The sequence below is a fragment of the Synechococcus sp. BIOS-E4-1 genome (assembly GCF_014279995.1).
Lineage (GTDB): Bacteria > Cyanobacteriota > Cyanobacteriia > PCC-6307 > Cyanobiaceae > Synechococcus_C.
Genome location: NZ_CP047935.1, coordinates 2480579 through 2497633 on the forward strand (window position 1 = coordinate 2480579; position 17055 = coordinate 2497633).

The following is a 17055-nucleotide window of genomic DNA, read 5'->3' on the forward strand; positions in this document are numbered from 1 at the left end:
ATGAACGTTCTGGCCTCACTGCTGGCTCTGGGGCTGTTGATCGTCATTCATGAAGCGGGCCATTTCCTGGCCGCCCGTCTGCAAGGCATTCGAGTCAATGGCTTTTCGGTGGGATTCGGGCCCGCTGTGCTCAAAACCGAGCAGGGAGGCGTCACCTACGCCCTGCGATTACTCCCTCTGGGTGGATTCGTTTCATTCCCCGAAGACGATGAAGAGAGCGACATTCCCAAAGACGATCCCGATTTATTGCGCAACCGGCCGATCCCACAGCAGATGCTGGTGATCAGTGCTGGCGTTCTGGCCAATCTGCTGCTGGCCTGGTTGGTTCTTGTGGGACACACGGCCACCACAGGAGTCCCTGGGGAACCTGGGCCCGGCGTCATGGTGATGAGCGTGCAGGGCGGCGAACCGGCGGCTCTGTCCGGGCTGAAACCCGGCGACCGCATCCTGTCGATCGATGCCGTTGATCTCGGCCGTGGAGAGCCGGCTGTCCAGGCGGCAGTCGATCCGATCCGCAACAGCCCGGGGCAGCCGCTCACGCTTCAGGTGCTTAGAAACGATGTGGTCACGCCACTTCAGCTCACGCCTGCCAACCAGCAGGGAATCGGTCGTATCGGCGCCCAGCTTCAAGAAGTCGTCAGCGGCTCCACGCGACCCGTGCGCTCACCTCTGGAAGCGCTCAGCGTGTCCAGCCAGCAGTTTGGCGGGCTCTTCAGCAGAACGGTGTCTGGCTATGCAGGCTTGTTCACCAATTTCGGCGCCACCGCTCAGCAGGTTTCAGGCCCGGTGAAGATTGTGGAAATGGGTGCGCAACTCTCGAGCCAGGGAGGGTCGGGTCTCGCCCTCTTTCTGGCTCTGATCTCCATCAACCTGGCGGTCCTCAACGCTTTGCCGCTGCCGCTGCTCGATGGTGGACAACTGGTGTTTCTGCTGCTGGAGGGTCTGCGCGGACGCCCACTGCCGGAGCGGTTTCAACTGGCTGTGATGCAGTCCAGCCTGCTGCTTGTACTCGGGCTCAGTGTGCTGCTGATCGTGCGTGACACCAGCCAGCTTCCTGTGGTGCGTCAATTAATCGGCCAATGAAACTGTATGGTTGCTGATTGAACTGCTCGTTTTCAATCGCTGCATGGCCAAGAAGTCGATGATCGCCCGCGATGCGAAGCGCAAGAAAATGGTTGAGCGCTTCTCAGCCAAACGGACTGCCCTGATGGCCGCCTTCCATGCAGCGAAGGACCCCATGGAGCGGCTTGAGATCCACCGCAAGATCCAGGCACTGCCCCGCAACAGCGCACCCACTCGTATGCGCAACCGCTGCTGGGCTACGGGCAAACCAAGAGGCGTTTATCGCGACTTCGGCCTCTGCCGCAACCAGCTTCGTGAACGCGCCCACAAAGGTGAACTTCCCGGCGTGGTCAAGTCCAGCTGGTGATTGGTCGAGTCTCTGCTTAAAAGTGATGCAGTTGAGGAGGTGTTTGAACACCTCCTTTTTTGATGGATGTGACAGAGCGAATCGAATTGGATTCGGTGGGATTGACGTTTCAATCCTGTGAAGTGCCAGAATCAACCTTGACAGAAAGACATAAACAACAGTGCAAGGTCAGACACAGTCGATCTCCTTTGACGGTCGGGAGATTCGGTTGACCACGGGGCGATATGCCCCCCAGGCCGGTGGCTCGGTGATGATCGAATGCGGCGACACTTCGGTGCTTGTCACAGCCACCCGTTCCAAAGGTCGAGAAGGAATCGATTTCCTTCCCCTAATCTGCGACTACGAAGAGCGCCTTTACGCAGCAGGACGGATTCCAGGGAGTTTTATGCGTCGTGAGGGGAGACCTCCCGAGCGAGCCACACTGATCTGCCGTTTGATCGACAGGCCGATGAGGCCTCTCTTCCCGAGCTGGATGAGAGACGACATCCAGATCGTGGCCACCTGCATGTCGCTTGATGAGCGTGTTCCGGCGGATGTGCTTTCTGTGACAGGTGCCTCAATGGCCACACTGTTGGCAGGCATACCCTTCCAGGGTCCGATGGCCGCGGTGCGAGTTGGTCTTCTCGGCGACGACTTCGTGCTCAACCCCAGCTTCCGAGAGATCGAACGAGGAGATCTCGATCTGGTCGTTGCCGGAACACCCGATGGTGTGGTGATGGTTGAGGCAGGTGCGAATCAGCTGCCGGAAGGGGATGTGATTGAAGCGATCGACTTCGGATACGAGGCGGTCTGTGAGCTGATCAAGGCTCAGGAATCCATACTCAAAGAAGCTGGTATCGAGCAGGTGAAGCCAGAGGCTCCCAGCGAAGACACCACTCTGCCGGTTTATCTGGAGAAGGCTTGCAGCAAATCAATCGGCGATGTGCTCAGCCAGTTCGATCAGAGCAAGACCGAGCGCGACGAAAAGCTTGATGCCATCCGTGATCAAACCGCTGAAACCATTGAGGGTCTAAAGGACTCCGACCCCGTCCGTCAGCTTGTTTCAGGCAACAGCAAAGCACTGCCGACCAGCTTCAAAGCCCTGACCAAGAAGCTGATGCGTCAGCAGATCGTGAAAGACGGCAAACGTGTCGACGGCAGAAGTCTCGATCAGGTGCGTCCGATCAGCGCAGCGGCCGGCGTGTTGCCCAAGCGCGTGCATGGCTCTGGTCTGTTCCAGCGCGGCCTCACCCAGGTGCTGTCGACCGCAACCCTGGGCACACCCAGCGATGCCCAGGAGATGGACGATCTCAACCCCAACACCGAGAAGACCTACCTCCACCACTACAACTTCCCCCCTTACTCAGTGGGTGAAACCAAGCCGATGCGCTCCCCTGGACGGCGCGAAATCGGCCATGGAGCCCTTGCAGAACGAGCCATCTTGCCCGTGCTGCCAGCGAAGGACACCTTCCCTTATGTGGTGAGGGTGGTGAGTGAGGTACTCAGCTCCAATGGCTCCACCTCAATGGGTTCTGTCTGCGGCAGCACCCTTGCCCTAATGGACGCCGGTGTACCTCTGAAAGCGCCCGTCAGCGGCGCCGCCATGGGTCTGATCAAAGAAGGCAAGGAGGTGCGCATCCTCACCGACATTCAGGGCATCGAGGACTTTCTCGGCGACATGGACTTCAAGGTGGCTGGCACCGACAAGGGCATCACCGCTCTGCAGATGGACATGAAGATCACCGGCCTGGAAATCAAAACCGTTGCCGAGGCGATCAATCAGGCCCGTCCGGCCCGTCTCCACATCCTCGAGAAAATGCTCGAGGCGATCGACACCCCCCGCGACGGCATGTCACCGCATGCCCCTCGCCTGCTCAGCTTCCGCATTGACCCGGAACTGATCGGTACCGTGATCGGCCCAGGTGGACGGACCATCAAGGGGATCACCGAACGCACGAACACCAAGATCGACATCGAGGACAGCGGCATTGTCACCATTGCGTCCCACGACGGAGCGGCGGCTGATGAGGCGCAGAAGATCATCGAAGGGCTCACCCGCAAGGTGAATGAAGGTGAGGTGTTCAGCGGTTCCATCACCCGGATCATTCCGATCGGCGCCTTTGTGGAGATCCTTCCTGGCAAGGAAGGCATGATCCACATCTCGCAGCTGTCTGAAGCTCGAGTTGAGAAGGTGGAAGACGTGGTCAAGGTCGGCGACGAGGTCACCGTTCGCGTCCGCGAAATCGATAACCGCGGTCGCATCAACCTGACGCTGCGCGGTGTGCCTCAGAACGGCGAAGACACTGAGCCCGAACCAGCCCCCACGCCGGTTGCTCCCCTCTCCTGAGCGGTCGCCTCAGACCTGAAAACCAGGATCGATTGTCTCCATGGCCCGTGCCGCTCGCTGCTCAAGCGCGGCATGGGCTTTTCCATGGCTGGCGATCAGACAACCTGCCTGACGCACATCACCGGTGTTGTAGGCCAGCGGACGACCATCCGCATGGGTGAAGGCACCACCAGCTGCCAGCAACACGGCCTCAGGTGCTGCCATATCCCAGTCTTTAGGAGCACTCTTGCCAGAGAGCGAGATGTAGAGATCGGTCTCACCTCGCAGGATGGTGGCCACCTTGCAACCCACACTGCCGACAGACTTGGAGCCGGCAAGAGGAAGAGCTGCAATCAGTCGTTCCAGCCGATCGTCCCGATGACTGCGGCTCGCCACCATGATCAGTTCGCCCTCAGCAGAGCGGTCGCTGAAGCGAACGGGACTGCGCATGCCGCTGCGGTTTTCGCACCAGCTGCCATCACCCACCACACCGAACCACAGCTCATCCGCCTCCGGAAGCAACACCACACCCAGCACAGGACGCTGACCCTGCACCAGCGCCAGATGAACGGCGTATTCGCCTGTGCCTTGCAAAAAATCCTTGGTGCCATCCAGAGGATCCAGAATCCAGAGCCATTCGGCAGGCAAGGGCTCTCCATCGGTGAGCTGCTCTTTGGCCGTCTCCTCGCTGAGCAAGGTCCAGCCAGCATCGGGGAACGCTGAACGCAGACCATCCAGCAACCATTGATTCACCGCCAGGTCAGCTGCAGAGACAGGCCCCTCTCCACCGTTGTCAACACTCAGGGCCCGGGAAAAACCATGGGGAGGCTGCTCAGCGCGGGCATAGGCCCGCAGAATGTCGGCGGCCCCCCAGCAGAGAGGGCGCAGTGCCTCGAGCAGGCTGTCCTGACTGATGCCGGCAGGCAGGTTCATCGCAGTCGGCATCATGGAGTGATCTGGGCGGAGCCATTGTGAAGCAGCGCGCCGAACCGGAAGCTGGTGTTCTCTATCTGGTGGGCACACCGATCGGTCATCTGGGCGACCTTTCACCAAGAGCACGGGCCCTGCTGGTCGCCGTGGACACCATCGCCTGCGAAGACACACGCCATAGCGGCCAACTGCTCACAGCCCTGGGATCGAAAGCCCGCCGCTGCAGCTTCCATCAGCACAACACGTATGGCCGCATTCCTCAGTTGCTCAACGAACTCAGCAGTGGCCACAGCGTTGCCGTGATCAGTGATGCCGGACTGCCCGGGATCAGTGACCCAGGCGAAGAGCTCGTGGCTGCAGCACGACAAGCCGGCCATGCCGTGATCTGCATCCCCGGCCCCTGCGCCGCGACCACAGCACTGGTCAGCAGTGGCCTTCCCAGCGGCCGCTTCTGCTTCGAAGGATTTCTGCCGACCAAAGGGCGTGAGCGGCGCGAAAGCTTGGCAGCAGTGGTTGCAGAAGAACGCACCACGGTGCTTTACGAGGCTCCGCATCGTCTGGTGAAGTTGCTGGAAGAGCTTCAGGAACTTTGCGGTGATCAACGCGCTCTACAGGTGACCCGCGAACTGACCAAACGTCATGAACAACAGGTGGGACCGACCGTGATCGCGGCCCTCGAACATTTCAAGGAGCATCCTCCCCAAGGTGAATTCACACTGGTGCTGGGTGGTGCTCCGCAACAGGAGCAAGCCACCATGAACGACGATCAGTGTCGCCAGCAACTCACAGCACTGATCAAGCAGGGCATGAAGCCCAGTGACGCAGCCAAGGATCTATCCAGAAGCGCCGGACGATCACGGCGGGAGCTGTACGCACTGCTGCATGAGAACCAGAAACAGGCAGACTGATCGGAGCTGCGCGAAACCCGCGGCATGTTGCTGCGCCTGAGACTGCTGCTGATCACGCTGGGTGGTAGTGCCGCTTTGCTTGTGGTGCTTTGCCTTGGTGCCCAAAATCTCAGCGACCGCTACAGGTTGAAACTGGGCGTGGGGACGACGGCACCACTGCCTGCAGGCTTCATTGTTGGAGTCAGCACTGTTCTGGGAGTGATCAGCGGTGGCAGCCTCGCGGTGGTGTTGATGCCTCACACACAACGCTGAATTCAGACATCCAGTGAATACAGGGCGCCTTCCAGCACGAGGCGAGTGATTCCCCTGGCAAGCAGATGGCGAGAAGTGCGCTCAAACACCTGGGTATCGGGAACCTTGATCACACGCTGGCTTCGTCCACACTGACGCTTGGCAGAGCGAGGGCTGGAGTAGAGGCATAAGGCCTGGCGTGCCAGCTCTTCGGGATTGACCACACCCAGTTCAGGGAACTCGCTGAGTGGTCGTGGATCCAGCTCAACCGTCTTATCGACCAGCATGTAAACGCTGTCGGGAAGGATGCCGGTAACGAAAGGACGACAGCTGACCTGCTCCCTGCTGACTTGCGGCAGATCAACCGGCAGAACAGCAATCTCCTGAAAAACCCCATCCGATGGCGCATCGAAGGGCTCGTCATCGGAGACCTCATCAGTATCGTCATCACCGAAATCGTCCGCATCATCGAGGGCAAGGGTGACGCTGCCATCAACTTCATCGGCCTGCGTCAGCTCAGGTTCAACGGGAATTTCAGGGGCTCGCCCGTGATCCGCTGCAGCTTCAGGCACCTCATTCGCTTCGAGTGAATCAACCTGAGCTGTGGTCAAAGAAGCGCGAGCACGCGCCGACTTGAGCGCGTCGTAATCCTCTGGACTCAATAGGGTGCGAACAGTGCGACTGACCGTATTCGCGCTGCATCCGTAAGCCGCAGCGAGAGCGGCGGTTGACTCCCCGGCGCGATAACGGACCAAAAGCTCCTGCTTTTGACTGTTAGTAAGCCGGCTTGGTGCCATCGAGCATTTTGAGCAGCCTTCAACTTTAGATGCTGCTCCCTGGTTTGACTGCAAGAATGAGCTTCATGCTCCCTTAGCTCAGCTGGATAGAGCAACTGCCTTCTAAGCAGTCGGTCGATGGTTCGAATCCATCAGGGGGCGTCAGTTACACCAAACGCACGGGAGGTCAACGGCCTGGCACTGGTGCGAACGATGTTGCAGGCGGCTGGGCGTGATGCTGAGACGCCATGACTGATGTGGACGCAGGCGTGCCAGGGACTGATGGCGACATGGCCAACACTGCCTAGGCATCCAAGGGATGTTGAACAGATTGCTGATAGTTGTGCGAATCACAGTCTTGATGCGGTCAGTTATGGCGTGCAGTGGTGGAGGGCTAAGTGGAAGACAGGCAGCGCGAAAAGTCGAATGGGGCAAGTGTGGTGATGAATATCCAGAAAGGAGATGTTGTGAGGTTGGCCGGAAGTGTGACGTTGGCTGAGCTTGGGCTGGCGTTATGTGATGACGACGGCGAGATGTTGGAGATCGATGGGGAGGTGATGGAAGTGTTACCGCAGTGGGTGGATGTACGAATTAAGAGGATGCTGAAAACAGTGAGTTTTGCTGCACCAATGGAAGGTGCGATTCGGCGGATGGTGCGACGTGAGTAAGTGTTGGAGGTATTCGATGGTGAAGCGCGGCTATGGCCTAATGCAGCGGCGTTAAAGGGTGTTAGTGATGAAAGGGAAGGCAAGTTGAGCAAAGCTGCAGCGCGAGTGTTTTGGACTCTTGGTGTGGATGAAATCCCTGTGAGCTACACAAACGGGGGAGTCAGGCGGGTGGAAGACCACCTGATTGGGTGATGTGACTCCGATTGATTCCGGAGATGGTGAAGAGGTCCAGGAGGGATGACCTCCACTATCTAAATCAATCAAATGAAACTCTTTAATTCTCTAGCTGCTATTGCAATTACACCGCTAGTAATTACAGGCGCTCCAGCATCTGCGAATGATATGAGTGCCATGGAAGCCTTGCCTGTATCTCATTGGGAAAATGCTTGGCTTAATAATCCAGCATTACATTCAGTGCTTTGCCCGACTGGGCGCAACTTAAATTCAGTCAATAAAAGTTATTTTTCTGATTTCAATCGTACTTATCTTATAGGAAAAGGGACTCAGGCGGGACAAAGTTATCTATTGGCTAATCGAATTACTGACGGAATGTGGGCGGCAGTACGAAAAGCATGCCCAGAAATTTGGTGAATTTTGTTCACTGTCGGGAAGCCTGAAGCCATGAACACGGGGCTGAGAGCTATACAAAACCCGAAAGGGAAAAGCAGGGGGCGTTGAGTAGTCGCTATCGATCTCCCGACAAAACAACTTTGAGAATCATCGTTTAACAAGTCAATGAACAAATCCAATCCACTATCCGACTTCGTTCAATTCATCATTGGTGGCTGCTTCTTTGCTGCTGGTGTCTTTCTTCTGTCAAACCAAGTGATGGTAAGAGCGCCGATGGCTATCGGAGGTGCGGTCAGGTCTGGTTATGGACGAGGTTGGGGCTCTGGGTTTGCCTTCCCCTGGGGCAGCCCAGGTATGGGATTACTCCTGCTGCCACTTGGTATTGGACTTTGCATGGCTTTTGCAGGCGCATATGAGCGATGGTCAAAGTTATTGATCTGGGCTTCGTTGTCGGCTCTTTAACTCGGAGTTCTGAACAGCGTGAGAATGTCATTCATGCCAACAACGCTTTGGCAGCTTGCTATTTACATCGCGATGATTGCTGTTGGTGGTGGTTTGATGTTCAAAGGGCTTAAAGGATCAGGTGAGGAAAGGTCTCCGACTCAAGGCAGCCCACAATCACCAGACCAATACAACACTGATGTTTTGAAAGAACTGACTGACCTGAAGGATCAGATCAATCAAATGAAAAATAAGTAACTCGCTATCGATCTCCCGACAAAACACCTCACACCAACCAAGCCCCGCCAAGTGCGGGGTTTTTCACTGCCCTGGAGCCTTGGCTTCACCGGCTTCTGCGTGAGCTAAATCCAGTTGGGCACTCACTTCTGAGCGGTTCACCAGAAGCTCACTAGAACTTCGAGGGTTCTACACCAGAGCTATGTAGTGGGGTTCATCAGAAAGGCTGTGATCTTGAAGGAGTCGAGGGGGCAACGCCTCCAACACAACTCACACACTTATCAGCTTTAAAACAATGACTACTTCAATCTTCAATGCTCCCTTGCAAATCAAGGAAGCTATTCCAACCTCCACCCAGCCAGAGCTTGAACCGCTCTTCGATCAAGAGTTGGAAGCTGCTGCTGGGGGAATGTACCTCGGCAATCTGGATCGCGTCCTGGCACCTCTGGGAAGAGTCTTGTAAGAACTGAACGCAGGCCTCTCACCAAGTGAGATCAAGTACGCCCCGCCAAGTGCGGGGTTTTTTATTGCACTGATTCCCTCGGAAGGATATGAGTCACCAGTGCAGCGTTGACCCAGCGGATCATGCCTGAATCCACATCAGCGATCTGAATCAGGTTGCGAATGCTCGGGTCACGGGCAGCGCCGCCGCAGTAGATCACCTGCCCCATCCACCAATCCTTGTCAGACTTTTCGCAGGTCAGATAGTCGTGGCGCACGATCACCGTCATGCCCGGAACCACGCTCAGGACGATCGGCTTCTCCGAGGGGTTCTGTTGGTTGTAGTGACCGTGATCGACTGACACGCTCTTGAAGCCAGGACGCCTGTATTAGTCATGCCCGGTAAACGCTGCCGCAACGGTCGCAACCAGGGAAGGCTCGGCATCATGTGCGGACTGACGCCTGATCCATACTTCGCCCTCTCTTCATTGGCTTGCTGGCTTCTGCTGTTGCTATCACCTCGCCAAGCGCAGGACTTTTCATGTTGATTCTTTCGATCCAGCTTTGCCGCTGAATATGACTGAACTTCAAGCCAAATCTGGCTACTCCTTCCAACGAAGGATCTTGAAACCGTATCTTCTTGTGCGGCTGTTCCTCTTCCGACTTCTAAACAGCAGGCGTAGACCGAAAGGGTTCCAAACGGAGACACATCATGTCCCAAGAACAGCTCCAAGCATTCATCGAAAAGGTCCAAGGTGACACCCGTCTTCAGGAGAAGTTCAAAGCTGCTGATGATTCAGACGCAGTTCTTGCGATTGCGAAAGAGGCGGGATTTATGATTTCTGCTGATAAGATGGCACAATCAGAGATGACTGAAGAAGAGCTGGAAGGCGCGGCTGGGGGGCTGCGGCGGCCGGGGTGTGTTAATTCCTTCTGGACCCCCCCGGTCAATCCTTCACTGTTTCACTGTTCGACTAGCACTCCCTTCTGTGACTAGAACTCGACCGATGTGAGCCTACTCATCAAAGCCCCTGCGCAGGGGTTTTTTATTGCTTCGATCACCCCAAAAAAGACCATCAATCAGCCTCCGATACCTGGCACGATTGAGCGCAGTAATTGTTAGCCAAAGATATTGCAACAGGGTGTTGCTATAACCATTAAAGACTCTCGACACCCATGTCAGAAGAGCAACTGAAAGCATTCATCGCCAAGGTTCAAGCAGACACCTCAATACAGGAGCAGTTAAAGGCAGAAGATGCTGATGTTGTTGCTATTGCAAAGGCTGCTGGGTTCTCTATCACCACAGAAGACATAAAAGAGCATCATAAAAAGAAAGAGGATCGTCAAACCCCGTCTGATGCTGAGCTGGAAGGAATGGCTGGAATGACGGGTGTAGAAACCTGTGGGTTATTTTGTCATACACCGGGTGAATGCTGTGGCTGGTCCTTGTTGACTTGTTAAGTATTTACGGCCACAGCCTACACACTCAAAGCTTCTGCGTTGACAGGGGCTTTTTATTTCTTCAATCACCCCAAAAAGACCATCAATCAGCCTTCAATACCTGGCACGATTGAACGCTGTAAGTATTAGCCAAAGACACTGCATCAGGTCGTTGCTATGACTGCTGAACAGACCTCATACCCATGTCAGAAGAGCAACTCAAGGCCTTCCTCACCAAAGTCAAAGGCGATTCCAATCTCAAGGAGAAACTAAAAGCTGCTAAGTCGCATCTTGAAATTGTAACTATAGCTAAGGAGCATGGTTATGAATTCACTGTAGATAAAATCATCCTGCTCAGTGATGAAGAACTTGAAAACGTGGCTGGTGGCACCAACTGGAGTACCGAGCTTGGAGGTAACTGGTGTCAATATGACTGACCTCATAACTTCCATGCACAGCTTGCGTATTCAAAAACTCACAAATTAATCTCCAATATCTGGCATCAATTCAGCGCAGCAATTATTAGCCAAAGCCTCTATAGCAGATCGTTGCTATAACCTTTGAAGACATCCGATAGCCATGTCCATAGAACAACTCAAGGCCTTCCTTGAAAAAGTCAAAGGTGATACCAATCTTCAAGCCAAGCTAAAAGCGGCAAAAACACCTGAAGATGTTGTAGACGTTGCTAAAGAACACGGTCACGAATTCACTGCTGATAAGATCAACCAGCTCAGCGAAGAGGAGCTGGAAGGCGTGGCTGGGGGATGTGGCTGTTTAGCTCTTGAGTCTCAATATTCTGGTGCAGCTTAGTCACAATAGTGATTATGGGTGTTAGTTCACTTTTATATGATTGAATCAAACTCATCAAAGCCCCTGCATTAGAGGGGTTTTTATTTCTTCAATCACCCCTAATAGCCCATGAATAATCCCTCAATGCCTGGCACGATTGAGCGAAATAGCTTTGTAAGATTTCGGGGTATTGATGGGTGTCCAGCGCTCCTTCTCGCCCGTCAAGATCTTGGATCGTGAGGTCTGCTGTTCAGTGATGAGCACTGCCCTTTTCGCTAAATTCGGCGAAATCTCATTGACACCAAAACAGTGTCAAGCTCTCGCCTGAGTTTTTTGTAAATCCGAACGTAATCAGCCATCGGAGCGAAGTCTAGAACTGCCTGTAAAAAATGAACTTGCTCGGGCAGTTAAATTAACCCTATTTTGGCTCAATTTCACCTAATTGATTCAGAAGATATAGCTATAAAATGATTTAAGATTTTGTTTCTGTTGTCAAATGATCAACTCAATGCCTTCATGCAGCGGGTTTCAGCTGACGAAGGTCTGCGGTCTAGACTTAAAGCATCAACAAGTCCTCAGGCGGTCGCTGAGATAGCCAAGGAACTTGGTTACACAGTTCCTGTGGATGATTTGTACGCAGGTGATTGCCTTTCAGCACAGGAACTTGAAGCGGTTTCCGGCGGTGGAGGTGCCAGGGCACAGAAAAGCTGTACTTGGGGATGCGTTTGTAAGACGTCCTTGGACAATGAAGTCGGATACCCTGAAGAATGAGGTCGTAGATATTGGCAAATTGCCCTCTTTTGAGGGCAATTTTTGATTCGGGAAAGGGAACACCTGTCTCCTCAACGCTTCAGTCTTGTCGTTGGAGTGAAGTGATGATCACCAGACCGAGATGGTCTCGCTGCTTCCGACTGTCCAGAGTGTGAGGCCTTTGCTGATTGCGATCGCCATGTAGGCCGTGGCCTCGGCCATGTGGCTGTTGTCGTCATCCATCGGCTCGGCTTTGCCGGGTTTGAAAGTCAGGTTCCGCAGTGAACGGATCACCCGCTTGCAGGTCGAGTCCACCTGGAGTCGGCGCTGGCCGTCGGCCGACAGGATCCACATTCAAACTTCATTGGCATCAATTGCGCCTGTCAGAATTGATGCATGGGTAAGAAATGCACAAAGGCTGAGAAGACAGCGCTTTTAAGAGCTGGCCAATCTGATCGTCAAAGGTTTATCCCAACGACAGCTCATGCACCATGTGACGAATTCATGGGGGCTGTCTTCAGAACAAGCTTCTCGATACGTCCGCGAAGCAAGGGATGTGGTGAAGGCTGACCTCAGCGATATTGACCGGGTCGACATGCTTGCCAGCAAGGTGCAGATGCTGGAGCAGATCGCTACTGATGCAGTTGCAGTAGGCAGGGAGAGCAATGCGATTGGTGCAATCCGTCTGCTGAATGAACTTGTGGGATTCGGGGCAGGACAGAAGCCTGGATTTCGCTGATGAATCGATCACAGGCACTTCAGTACATCGAGCAGCTATGGGGAAAGGGAGAGCTGGAAGAAGCAACTCATCGCTACGCACTCATCGTCGTTGACTTGATCAGCGATGCAGGAAATGAAGAGCTGCTGTGCTGTCAAAAGCCAGAAGAGCTTTCGGCTTGGATACGGCGTGATGCACTCGCCTGGCAAGCAAAGCTGAGCGAAGAGGAATTCGCCGAGCAATTTGAGGTTGGGCATGGCAATGCCTATGGATGCATCGACTACGAGTGTGTGCTGTCTTTACTGGTCTCTATGTGTCAGTCGGACTAGCTAGCCAGGCACTTTGCCGCACTGAAGAAGCCTTTGAGTTGTCGGACAGAAGTATCTGGTTAGAAGGTTGCAGTATTAGTTCTTGTAGAAACGGCAGAAACGGTTGTTTGCGACTTCTACATTTCTATTAATGGAGGGCATTGGCCCTTCAATTCCCAGCTTTTTCCAGTAATGGATGTTCATTTCTGGAGGATTTAGCCCAGACATTGTTGATTGCGCATCATATTGAGCACAAATAGCTCTCTTCGACTGGCAACCCACCAGCAGTATCGAAGCGGCTGCAACGGCTGCAATGGGGATGAGTCGTTTCATCACACCAGTGTGGCCTCAGTCAGTCCTAGGGGGCTGTGAAAATGTGACTGACTAGGTCTGCGTTGACCCAACGGATCACAACAAAAAAAGGCGGGTGATCTCCATCACTCCCCAACCCTCATCATTACCACCCGTTAGACGGCTAGTTCACGGTAAAAATTGATGCCTGCCACCCGGATTGAACGGGGTCACCACTTAGGCGGGCAACGCTTCCACCCGCACACTGCAGGCAAACAAAAAAAACCACTCCTTACGGGGGCATACGGTCTAAACCGAAACGGTACTTACTGATCCATCATCAATATTCAAATGAGTAACAAGGCAGCTAGTAATGCAATTTTTATCATTTAAATCGCATTCTGTGATGCAGACGAAATACTCTTCTAGTGCATCCCATCTTTCAGTGATAGAACTTTGAAGGGACTCTTTCTTCAATTCGTACATGCTTGGCTCCCGAGTGAGAGCTCTATAGGAGGCGCTGCACAGGAAAGTCAATTAATTTGTGTCGATGAATAAACTACCTAGAAATTCACTCATAAGAGAAAATACTCATTGGAATGGCTTTTCCGGGAAGTCCATGGTGAATACTGCCAAAAACCGCGCAGGCCTGATGCTGAACGCATCGCTTAAACGATCCCTACGAAAGCACAACACAAGAACAGCATGCATCCAATCACTCCCTAATACCGAATAAAAAATAAATACCTAATTGCGAAATGATAAGCCTGTCCGCTTATTGATTCGGATAAGCATAAGTTCGACAAACGAAATGGAGACGAGCATGAATGCATCCAAGAAAACTCCAGCCTACTTCTTGCGCTGGAGCGTCCAAAAAGTAACCAAAGGCCTATACGCAGTCACGGCAACTATTGATGGTTCCGATTACGACTTTGTTGGCAATTTCAAGTCAATTCAAGAAGCTCAAAAAGCCGGTAGGCGATACGTGTCAGACCTTTTGCATAATTCACTTTCCGGTGGACGTTTATCACTCAGATCAGCAAAAAGCTTCCTCGCCTAGAACGACCCTTGCCAGACTGGTGGTCGATCGATTTCCAACATGCCGACTTCTTTTGAAGCAGGAGGGAATCTGATAATTTCTTGCTACGAGGATCGTCGCCAGCCAGAACAGGAGTAGATGAATTCACTTGATGGTTCCAAGCACTGATCCAGGGAACACAGGCGATCAAATAACCGCTGTGATCACAGCGGTTGCAGTCTTTAGTGGTCTGAGCTGCTTAGCGGTTGTGATCATTGGTGGCTTCATTACTGCAGATGCAGCCAAGGACGGGATCAAGCAAATACCCATGGAGTCTCCAATACCGATCGAGGCTCCTTTAACTCCATAACTGTTCTTGCATCGGCAAGCCCCGATTCGTCAGGGACAGATGTCACCAGAGCAACGATCAGGTCTCCAGCGTCACCACAACAGCACTGCCGATGTAGTCAACATCGGGGCGAGGTTGCTTTGTGGGTTGAGACCTTCTGACGAAAGGCCCGGTGATACGGCAATAACCACCGGGCAGATCGTGATACGAGCCACTTCGGTGAACAGAATTAAATTCGATTAAACGTCCGCAAGCGACGCCATGGTGGCGATCAGGTCAGCGACAACACCAAACGAGGCTGCTCAAGTGGTCAACCTCACGATGTTGTCGCGTGGAGTACAGGATGCGATCACGTGACGATGATTCCGGCATGGTCACCCGCCGGGCAGGTCGTCACAAATGCGATCACGATTGAACGGAGTCAGAAACCGATTTGACTGAGGATTCCCTGGCCGGTGAGCAGCTCGGTGCCAAGGCCAATGACAAAGCCCATCATTGCTAGACGACCATTCCAGGTCTCAGCAAAGTCGCTGAAGCCGAATCGGGTTTGGGTTTGAGTTGAAGTTGTCATGTCTTTGATTGATTGATTGAGTTTGTAAGCCTCACGGAGGTGAGGCTTTGCAAAGGTGTGATCAGCCAGCTACAGCTGAAATGCTGTACGGAGCCTCAGGGGAGCTGGTCGGCATCGGGTCAAGCTTGCCAAGTGCCAAAGCTTTGGCGCGGACATACATCTGGCTTGACGTGTCACCGGCTGCTTCCAACGCTTTGGCGACGACATCCCAGTTGCGGATTTCAGTAGACATTGCTGGTCGTTTGAAGATGTGAAAAGCATCGCCAGCAAGCTGGTCTGCCCGTGACGGTGAAACCCGCCAAGGGACCGAACACGCGAAACGAGACATGCCCCGCTAGCTCCACCCAGATCGGACGGGGTCGATGTTCATTTGTGGTCTTGGCCTCTATTTGTTCAGGCGAAAATCACAACGACTGCATAAGTTCCCTTTCCGGTCGTTTATCAACCACCCCACATATCCATACGCAATAACGATTAGCTGAGCTGATCGTTGAGATCAAGGTTGCTGTCCCGGTTTTGGCGATTCGAAAGGTTCACATCGCGCAAAGAAGCTTTACATTGTTGTGGTCGGTCAACCGACTTTCTTTACCTGCCGCCGGGTTTCGACCCACAGGCTTCTTTTCCGTTCTCATGACCACCACCATTCAGCAGCGCTCCGGCGCTAATGGCTGGCAGCAGTTCTGCGAGTGGGTCACCTCCACCAACAACCGCCTCTATGTGGGCTGGTTCGGTGTGCTGATGATCCCCACCCTGCTGGCTGCCACCACCTGCTTCATCGTTGCGTTCATCGCAGCACCCCCCGTCGACATCGACGGCATCCGTGAGCCCGTCGCCGGCTCCCTGATCTACGGCAACAACATCATCTCCGGTGCTGTTGTGCCCTCCTCGAACGCCATCGGCCTTCACTTCTATCCCATCTGGGAAGCTGCTTCTCTCGACGAGTGGCTGTACAACGGCGGTCCTTACCAGCTGGTTGTCTTCCACTTCCTGATCGGCATCTTCTGCTACATGGGTCGCGAGTGGGAACTCTCCTACCGCCTTGGCATGCGCCCCTGGATCTGCGTTGCTTACAGCGCACCTGTGGCTGCTGCCTCCGCCGTGTTCCTGGTGTACCCCTTCGGTCAGGGTTCCTTCTCTGACGGCATGCCCCTGGGCATCTCCGGCACCTTCAACTTCATGTTGGTGTTCCAGGCCGAGCACAACATCCTGATGCACCCCTTCCACATGCTTGGTGTGGCTGGCGTCTTCGGTGGTTCACTGTTCTCCGCCATGCACGGTTCACTGGTGACCTCCTCCTTGGTTCGCGAAACCACTGAGAACGATTCACTGAACTACGGCTACAAGTTCGGCCAAGAGGAAGAGACCTACAACATCGTGGCTGCCCACGGTTACTTCGGTCGCCTGATCTTCCAATACGCATCGTTCAACAACAGCCGTAGCCTGCACTTCTTCCTGGCTGCCTGGCCCGTTGTCGGCATCTGGTTCACCGCCCTGGGCGTGTCAACCATGGCCTTCAACCTGAACGGTTTCAACTTCAACCAGTCCATCCTTGATGGTCAGGGCCGCGTCCTGAACACCTGGGCTGATGTGCTGAACCGCGCCAACCTCGGCATGGAAGTGATGCACGAGCGCAATGCTCACAACTTCCCCCTCGACCTGGCTGCTGCTGAGTCCACTCCTGTGGCTCTGCAAGCTCCCGCCATCGGCTGAGGCTGAAGTCTCCAAGAGATTCAGCTTTAGCTGAATCGGAAAGCCCCCTCTCACGAGGGGGCTTTTTGTTGGCTGGGTGGTTGGTCAGCTAACACCAAAGAGGAAGGCCGCCCTCCCCCTGGAAAGACGGCCTACTTCGCTCGTTTGTGCATTGTTCAACCCATCGCTTGTAGAA

Annotated in this window: 25 protein-coding genes and 1 tRNA gene; 19 read left to right on the forward strand and 7 right to left on the reverse strand. The window is 54.1% G+C overall.

The genetic code is table 11. The features are described from left to right. The 3 genes from rseP to SynBIOSE41_RS13520 all read left to right on the forward strand — a co-directional run bounded on the left by rseP (nucleotide 1) and on the right by SynBIOSE41_RS13520 (nucleotide 3755). Complete coding sequence (gene rseP, locus SynBIOSE41_RS13510; protein WP_186538271.1) at nucleotides 1-1083, forward strand: RIP metalloprotease RseP; 1083 nt, start codon at nucleotides 1-3, stop codon at nucleotides 1081-1083. 43 nt (nucleotides 1084-1126) lie between these two features. Then, on the forward strand, nucleotides 1127-1429 hold the full coding sequence (gene rpsN, locus SynBIOSE41_RS13515; RefSeq protein ID WP_066906178.1) for a 30S ribosomal protein S14: 303 nt from the start codon (nucleotides 1127-1129) through the stop codon (nucleotides 1427-1429). 160 nt (nucleotides 1430-1589) lie between these two features. Continuing rightward, nucleotides 1590-3755, forward strand: coding sequence for a polyribonucleotide nucleotidyltransferase (locus tag SynBIOSE41_RS13520; RefSeq protein WP_186538272.1), 2166 nt, complete (start codon nucleotides 1590-1592; stop codon nucleotides 3753-3755). Between the two features lie 9 nt (nucleotides 3756-3764). Here SynBIOSE41_RS13520 and SynBIOSE41_RS13525 read toward each other — a convergent pair whose 3' ends face one another. Beyond that, nucleotides 3765-4682, reverse strand: a complete 918-nt coding sequence (locus tag SynBIOSE41_RS13525) for a 3'(2'),5'-bisphosphate nucleotidase CysQ (RefSeq protein WP_186538273.1) — start codon at nucleotides 4680-4682, stop codon at nucleotides 3765-3767. Nucleotides 4683-4705: 23 nt separating this feature from the next. Here SynBIOSE41_RS13525 and rsmI point away from each other — a divergent pair, with 23 nt between their 5' ends. Both rsmI and SynBIOSE41_RS13535 read left to right on the forward strand, forming a co-directional pair. Further along, the gene (rsmI, locus tag SynBIOSE41_RS13530; RefSeq protein WP_186538274.1) at nucleotides 4706-5572 is read left to right on the forward strand and encodes a 16S rRNA (cytidine(1402)-2'-O)-methyltransferase; all 867 of its coding nucleotides are present in this window, start codon (nucleotides 4706-4708) and stop codon (nucleotides 5570-5572) included. Between the two features lie 24 nt (nucleotides 5573-5596). Further along, nucleotides 5597-5824: a hypothetical protein gene (locus SynBIOSE41_RS13535; protein WP_186538275.1), complete on the forward strand. Its 228-nt coding sequence runs from the start codon at nucleotides 5597-5599 to the stop codon at nucleotides 5822-5824. Nucleotides 5825-5826: 2 nt separating this feature from the next. Here the strand turns inward: SynBIOSE41_RS13535 and SynBIOSE41_RS13540 are convergent, their stop codons facing one another. Next, nucleotides 5827-6600, reverse strand: coding sequence for a helix-turn-helix domain-containing protein (locus SynBIOSE41_RS13540; RefSeq protein WP_186538276.1), 774 nt, complete (start codon nucleotides 6598-6600; stop codon nucleotides 5827-5829). Between the two features lie 67 nt (nucleotides 6601-6667). On the opposite strand from SynBIOSE41_RS13540, the gene SynBIOSE41_RS13545 reads away from it, so the two are divergent. The 5 genes from SynBIOSE41_RS13545 to SynBIOSE41_RS13570 all read left to right on the forward strand — a co-directional run bounded on the left by SynBIOSE41_RS13545 (nucleotide 6668) and on the right by SynBIOSE41_RS13570 (nucleotide 8958). Then, nucleotides 6668-6741, forward strand: a tRNA-Arg gene (locus SynBIOSE41_RS13545). Between the two features lie 236 nt (nucleotides 6742-6977). Next, complete coding sequence (locus SynBIOSE41_RS13550) at nucleotides 6978-7247, forward strand: hypothetical protein (protein ID WP_186538277.1); 270 nt, start codon at nucleotides 6978-6980, stop codon at nucleotides 7245-7247. Between the two features lie 264 nt (nucleotides 7248-7511). Further along, a complete protein-coding gene (locus SynBIOSE41_RS13555; protein ID WP_186538278.1) occupies nucleotides 7512-7838 on the forward strand; it encodes a hypothetical protein in 327 nt (108 codons plus the stop codon). A 474-nt stretch (nucleotides 7839-8312) separates the two neighbouring features. Next, nucleotides 8313-8516: a hypothetical protein gene (locus tag SynBIOSE41_RS13565; protein WP_186538280.1), complete on the forward strand. Its 204-nt coding sequence runs from the start codon at nucleotides 8313-8315 to the stop codon at nucleotides 8514-8516. Nucleotides 8517-8790: 274 nt separating this feature from the next. Continuing rightward, nucleotides 8791-8958, forward strand: coding sequence for a hypothetical protein (locus SynBIOSE41_RS13570; protein WP_186538281.1), 168 nt, complete (start codon nucleotides 8791-8793; stop codon nucleotides 8956-8958). A gap of 61 nt (nucleotides 8959-9019) precedes the next feature. Here the strand turns inward: SynBIOSE41_RS13570 and SynBIOSE41_RS13575 are convergent, their stop codons facing one another. Further along, nucleotides 9020-9301, reverse strand: a complete 282-nt coding sequence (locus SynBIOSE41_RS13575; RefSeq protein ID WP_255475774.1) for a DUF3104 domain-containing protein — start codon at nucleotides 9299-9301, stop codon at nucleotides 9020-9022. A 347-nt stretch (nucleotides 9302-9648) separates the two neighbouring features. Between SynBIOSE41_RS13575 and SynBIOSE41_RS13580 the strand changes: the two genes are divergently transcribed. From SynBIOSE41_RS13580 to SynBIOSE41_RS18420, 5 genes are all read left to right on the forward strand, one after another. Beyond that, a complete protein-coding gene (locus SynBIOSE41_RS13580; protein ID WP_186538282.1) occupies nucleotides 9649-9933 on the forward strand; it encodes a Nif11-like leader peptide family natural product precursor in 285 nt (94 codons plus the stop codon). A gap of 179 nt (nucleotides 9934-10112) precedes the next feature. Continuing rightward, nucleotides 10113-10397, forward strand: a complete 285-nt coding sequence (locus tag SynBIOSE41_RS13585; RefSeq protein ID WP_186538283.1) for a Nif11-like leader peptide family natural product precursor — start codon at nucleotides 10113-10115, stop codon at nucleotides 10395-10397. Between the two features lie 182 nt (nucleotides 10398-10579). After that, the gene (locus SynBIOSE41_RS13590) at nucleotides 10580-10813 is read left to right on the forward strand and encodes a Nif11-like leader peptide family natural product precursor (protein WP_186538284.1); all 234 of its coding nucleotides are present in this window, start codon (nucleotides 10580-10582) and stop codon (nucleotides 10811-10813) included. A gap of 142 nt (nucleotides 10814-10955) precedes the next feature. Continuing rightward, complete coding sequence (locus SynBIOSE41_RS13595) at nucleotides 10956-11186, forward strand: Nif11-like leader peptide family natural product precursor (RefSeq protein ID WP_186538285.1); 231 nt, start codon at nucleotides 10956-10958, stop codon at nucleotides 11184-11186. Nucleotides 11187-11654: 468 nt separating this feature from the next. Further along, nucleotides 11655-11936, forward strand: a complete 282-nt coding sequence (locus tag SynBIOSE41_RS18420) for a Nif11-like leader peptide family natural product precursor (RefSeq protein ID WP_186538286.1) — start codon at nucleotides 11655-11657, stop codon at nucleotides 11934-11936. A gap of 108 nt (nucleotides 11937-12044) precedes the next feature. On the opposite strand, the gene SynBIOSE41_RS13605 is transcribed toward SynBIOSE41_RS18420, so the two are convergent. Further along, nucleotides 12045-12269: a hypothetical protein gene (locus SynBIOSE41_RS13605; RefSeq protein WP_186538288.1), complete on the reverse strand. Its 225-nt coding sequence runs from the start codon at nucleotides 12267-12269 to the stop codon at nucleotides 12045-12047. Nucleotides 12270-12408: 139 nt separating this feature from the next. Here SynBIOSE41_RS13605 and SynBIOSE41_RS13610 point away from each other — a divergent pair, with 139 nt between their 5' ends. Next, nucleotides 12409-12654 carry a hypothetical protein gene (locus SynBIOSE41_RS13610; protein ID WP_186538290.1) on the forward strand — a complete coding sequence of 82 codons (246 nt, stop codon included), beginning with the start codon at nucleotides 12409-12411 and terminating at the stop codon, nucleotides 12652-12654. Continuing rightward, nucleotides 12654-12962: a hypothetical protein gene (locus SynBIOSE41_RS13615; protein ID WP_186538291.1), complete on the forward strand. Its 309-nt coding sequence runs from the start codon at nucleotides 12654-12656 to the stop codon at nucleotides 12960-12962. The genes SynBIOSE41_RS13610 and SynBIOSE41_RS13615 overlap by 1 nt, the downstream gene beginning before the upstream one ends. A gap of 75 nt (nucleotides 12963-13037) precedes the next feature. Here SynBIOSE41_RS13615 and SynBIOSE41_RS13620 read toward each other — a convergent pair whose 3' ends face one another. Then, nucleotides 13038-13274 (reverse strand): hypothetical protein, encoded by a 237-nt coding sequence (locus SynBIOSE41_RS13620; RefSeq protein WP_186538293.1) that lies wholly within the window; start codon nucleotides 13272-13274, stop codon nucleotides 13038-13040. Between the two features lie 1148 nt (nucleotides 13275-14422). Between SynBIOSE41_RS13620 and SynBIOSE41_RS13625 the strand changes: the two genes are divergently transcribed. Then, a complete protein-coding gene (locus SynBIOSE41_RS13625; RefSeq protein ID WP_186538295.1) occupies nucleotides 14423-14620 on the forward strand; it encodes a hypothetical protein in 198 nt (65 codons plus the stop codon). 400 nt (nucleotides 14621-15020) lie between these two features. On the opposite strand, the gene SynBIOSE41_RS13630 is transcribed toward SynBIOSE41_RS13625, so the two are convergent. Together SynBIOSE41_RS13630 and SynBIOSE41_RS13635 are read right to left on the reverse strand one after the other, a co-directional pair. Continuing rightward, nucleotides 15021-15170 (reverse strand): high light inducible protein, encoded by a 150-nt coding sequence (locus tag SynBIOSE41_RS13630; RefSeq protein WP_186538297.1) that lies wholly within the window; start codon nucleotides 15168-15170, stop codon nucleotides 15021-15023. Nucleotides 15171-15231: 61 nt separating this feature from the next. Then, nucleotides 15232-15402, reverse strand: coding sequence for a hypothetical protein (locus SynBIOSE41_RS13635; protein ID WP_186538299.1), 171 nt, complete (start codon nucleotides 15400-15402; stop codon nucleotides 15232-15234). A 398-nt stretch (nucleotides 15403-15800) separates the two neighbouring features. Between SynBIOSE41_RS13635 and psbA the strand changes: the two genes are divergently transcribed. Then, nucleotides 15801-16880, forward strand: coding sequence for a photosystem II q(b) protein (gene psbA, locus SynBIOSE41_RS13640; protein WP_066904623.1), 1080 nt, complete (start codon nucleotides 15801-15803; stop codon nucleotides 16878-16880). Nucleotides 16881-17055: the final 175 nt, after the last annotated feature.

Coding starts and splice junctions, on each gene's coding strand:
- rseP (WP_186538271.1), top strand. CDS start 1: ATGAACGTTCTGGCCTCACTGCTGGCTCTGGGGCTGTTGATCGTCATT.
- rpsN (WP_066906178.1), top strand. CDS start 1,127: ATGGCCAAGAAGTCGATGATCGCCCGCGATGCGAAGCGCAAGAAAATG.
- SynBIOSE41_RS13525 (WP_186538273.1), bottom strand. CDS start 4,682: ATGATGCCGACTGCGATGAACCTGCCTGCCGGCATCAGTCAGGACAGC.
- SynBIOSE41_RS13535 (WP_186538275.1), top strand. CDS start 5,597: ATGTTGCTGCGCCTGAGACTGCTGCTGATCACGCTGGGTGGTAGTGCC.
- SynBIOSE41_RS13540 (WP_186538276.1), bottom strand. CDS start 6,600: ATGGCACCAAGCCGGCTTACTAACAGTCAAAAGCAGGAGCTTTTGGTC.
- SynBIOSE41_RS13555 (WP_186538278.1), top strand. CDS start 7,512: ATGAAACTCTTTAATTCTCTAGCTGCTATTGCAATTACACCGCTAGTA.
- SynBIOSE41_RS13565 (WP_186538280.1), top strand. CDS start 8,313: ATGCCAACAACGCTTTGGCAGCTTGCTATTTACATCGCGATGATTGCT.
- SynBIOSE41_RS13570 (WP_186538281.1), top strand. CDS start 8,791: ATGACTACTTCAATCTTCAATGCTCCCTTGCAAATCAAGGAAGCTATT.
- SynBIOSE41_RS13580 (WP_186538282.1), top strand. CDS start 9,649: ATGTCCCAAGAACAGCTCCAAGCATTCATCGAAAAGGTCCAAGGTGAC.
- SynBIOSE41_RS13585 (WP_186538283.1), top strand. CDS start 10,113: ATGTCAGAAGAGCAACTGAAAGCATTCATCGCCAAGGTTCAAGCAGAC.
- SynBIOSE41_RS13590 (WP_186538284.1), top strand. CDS start 10,580: ATGTCAGAAGAGCAACTCAAGGCCTTCCTCACCAAAGTCAAAGGCGAT.
- SynBIOSE41_RS13595 (WP_186538285.1), top strand. CDS start 10,956: ATGTCCATAGAACAACTCAAGGCCTTCCTTGAAAAAGTCAAAGGTGAT.
- SynBIOSE41_RS13605 (WP_186538288.1), bottom strand. CDS start 12,269: ATGTGGATCCTGTCGGCCGACGGCCAGCGCCGACTCCAGGTGGACTCG.
- SynBIOSE41_RS13615 (WP_186538291.1), top strand. CDS start 12,654: ATGAATCGATCACAGGCACTTCAGTACATCGAGCAGCTATGGGGAAAG.
- SynBIOSE41_RS13620 (WP_186538293.1), bottom strand. CDS start 13,274: ATGAAACGACTCATCCCCATTGCAGCCGTTGCAGCCGCTTCGATACTG.
- SynBIOSE41_RS13625 (WP_186538295.1), top strand. CDS start 14,423: ATGGTTCCAAGCACTGATCCAGGGAACACAGGCGATCAAATAACCGCT.
- SynBIOSE41_RS13630 (WP_186538297.1), bottom strand. CDS start 15,170: ATGACAACTTCAACTCAAACCCAAACCCGATTCGGCTTCAGCGACTTT.
- SynBIOSE41_RS13635 (WP_186538299.1), bottom strand. CDS start 15,402: ATGTCTACTGAAATCCGCAACTGGGATGTCGTCGCCAAAGCGTTGGAA.
- psbA (WP_066904623.1), top strand. CDS start 15,801: ATGACCACCACCATTCAGCAGCGCTCCGGCGCTAATGGCTGGCAGCAG.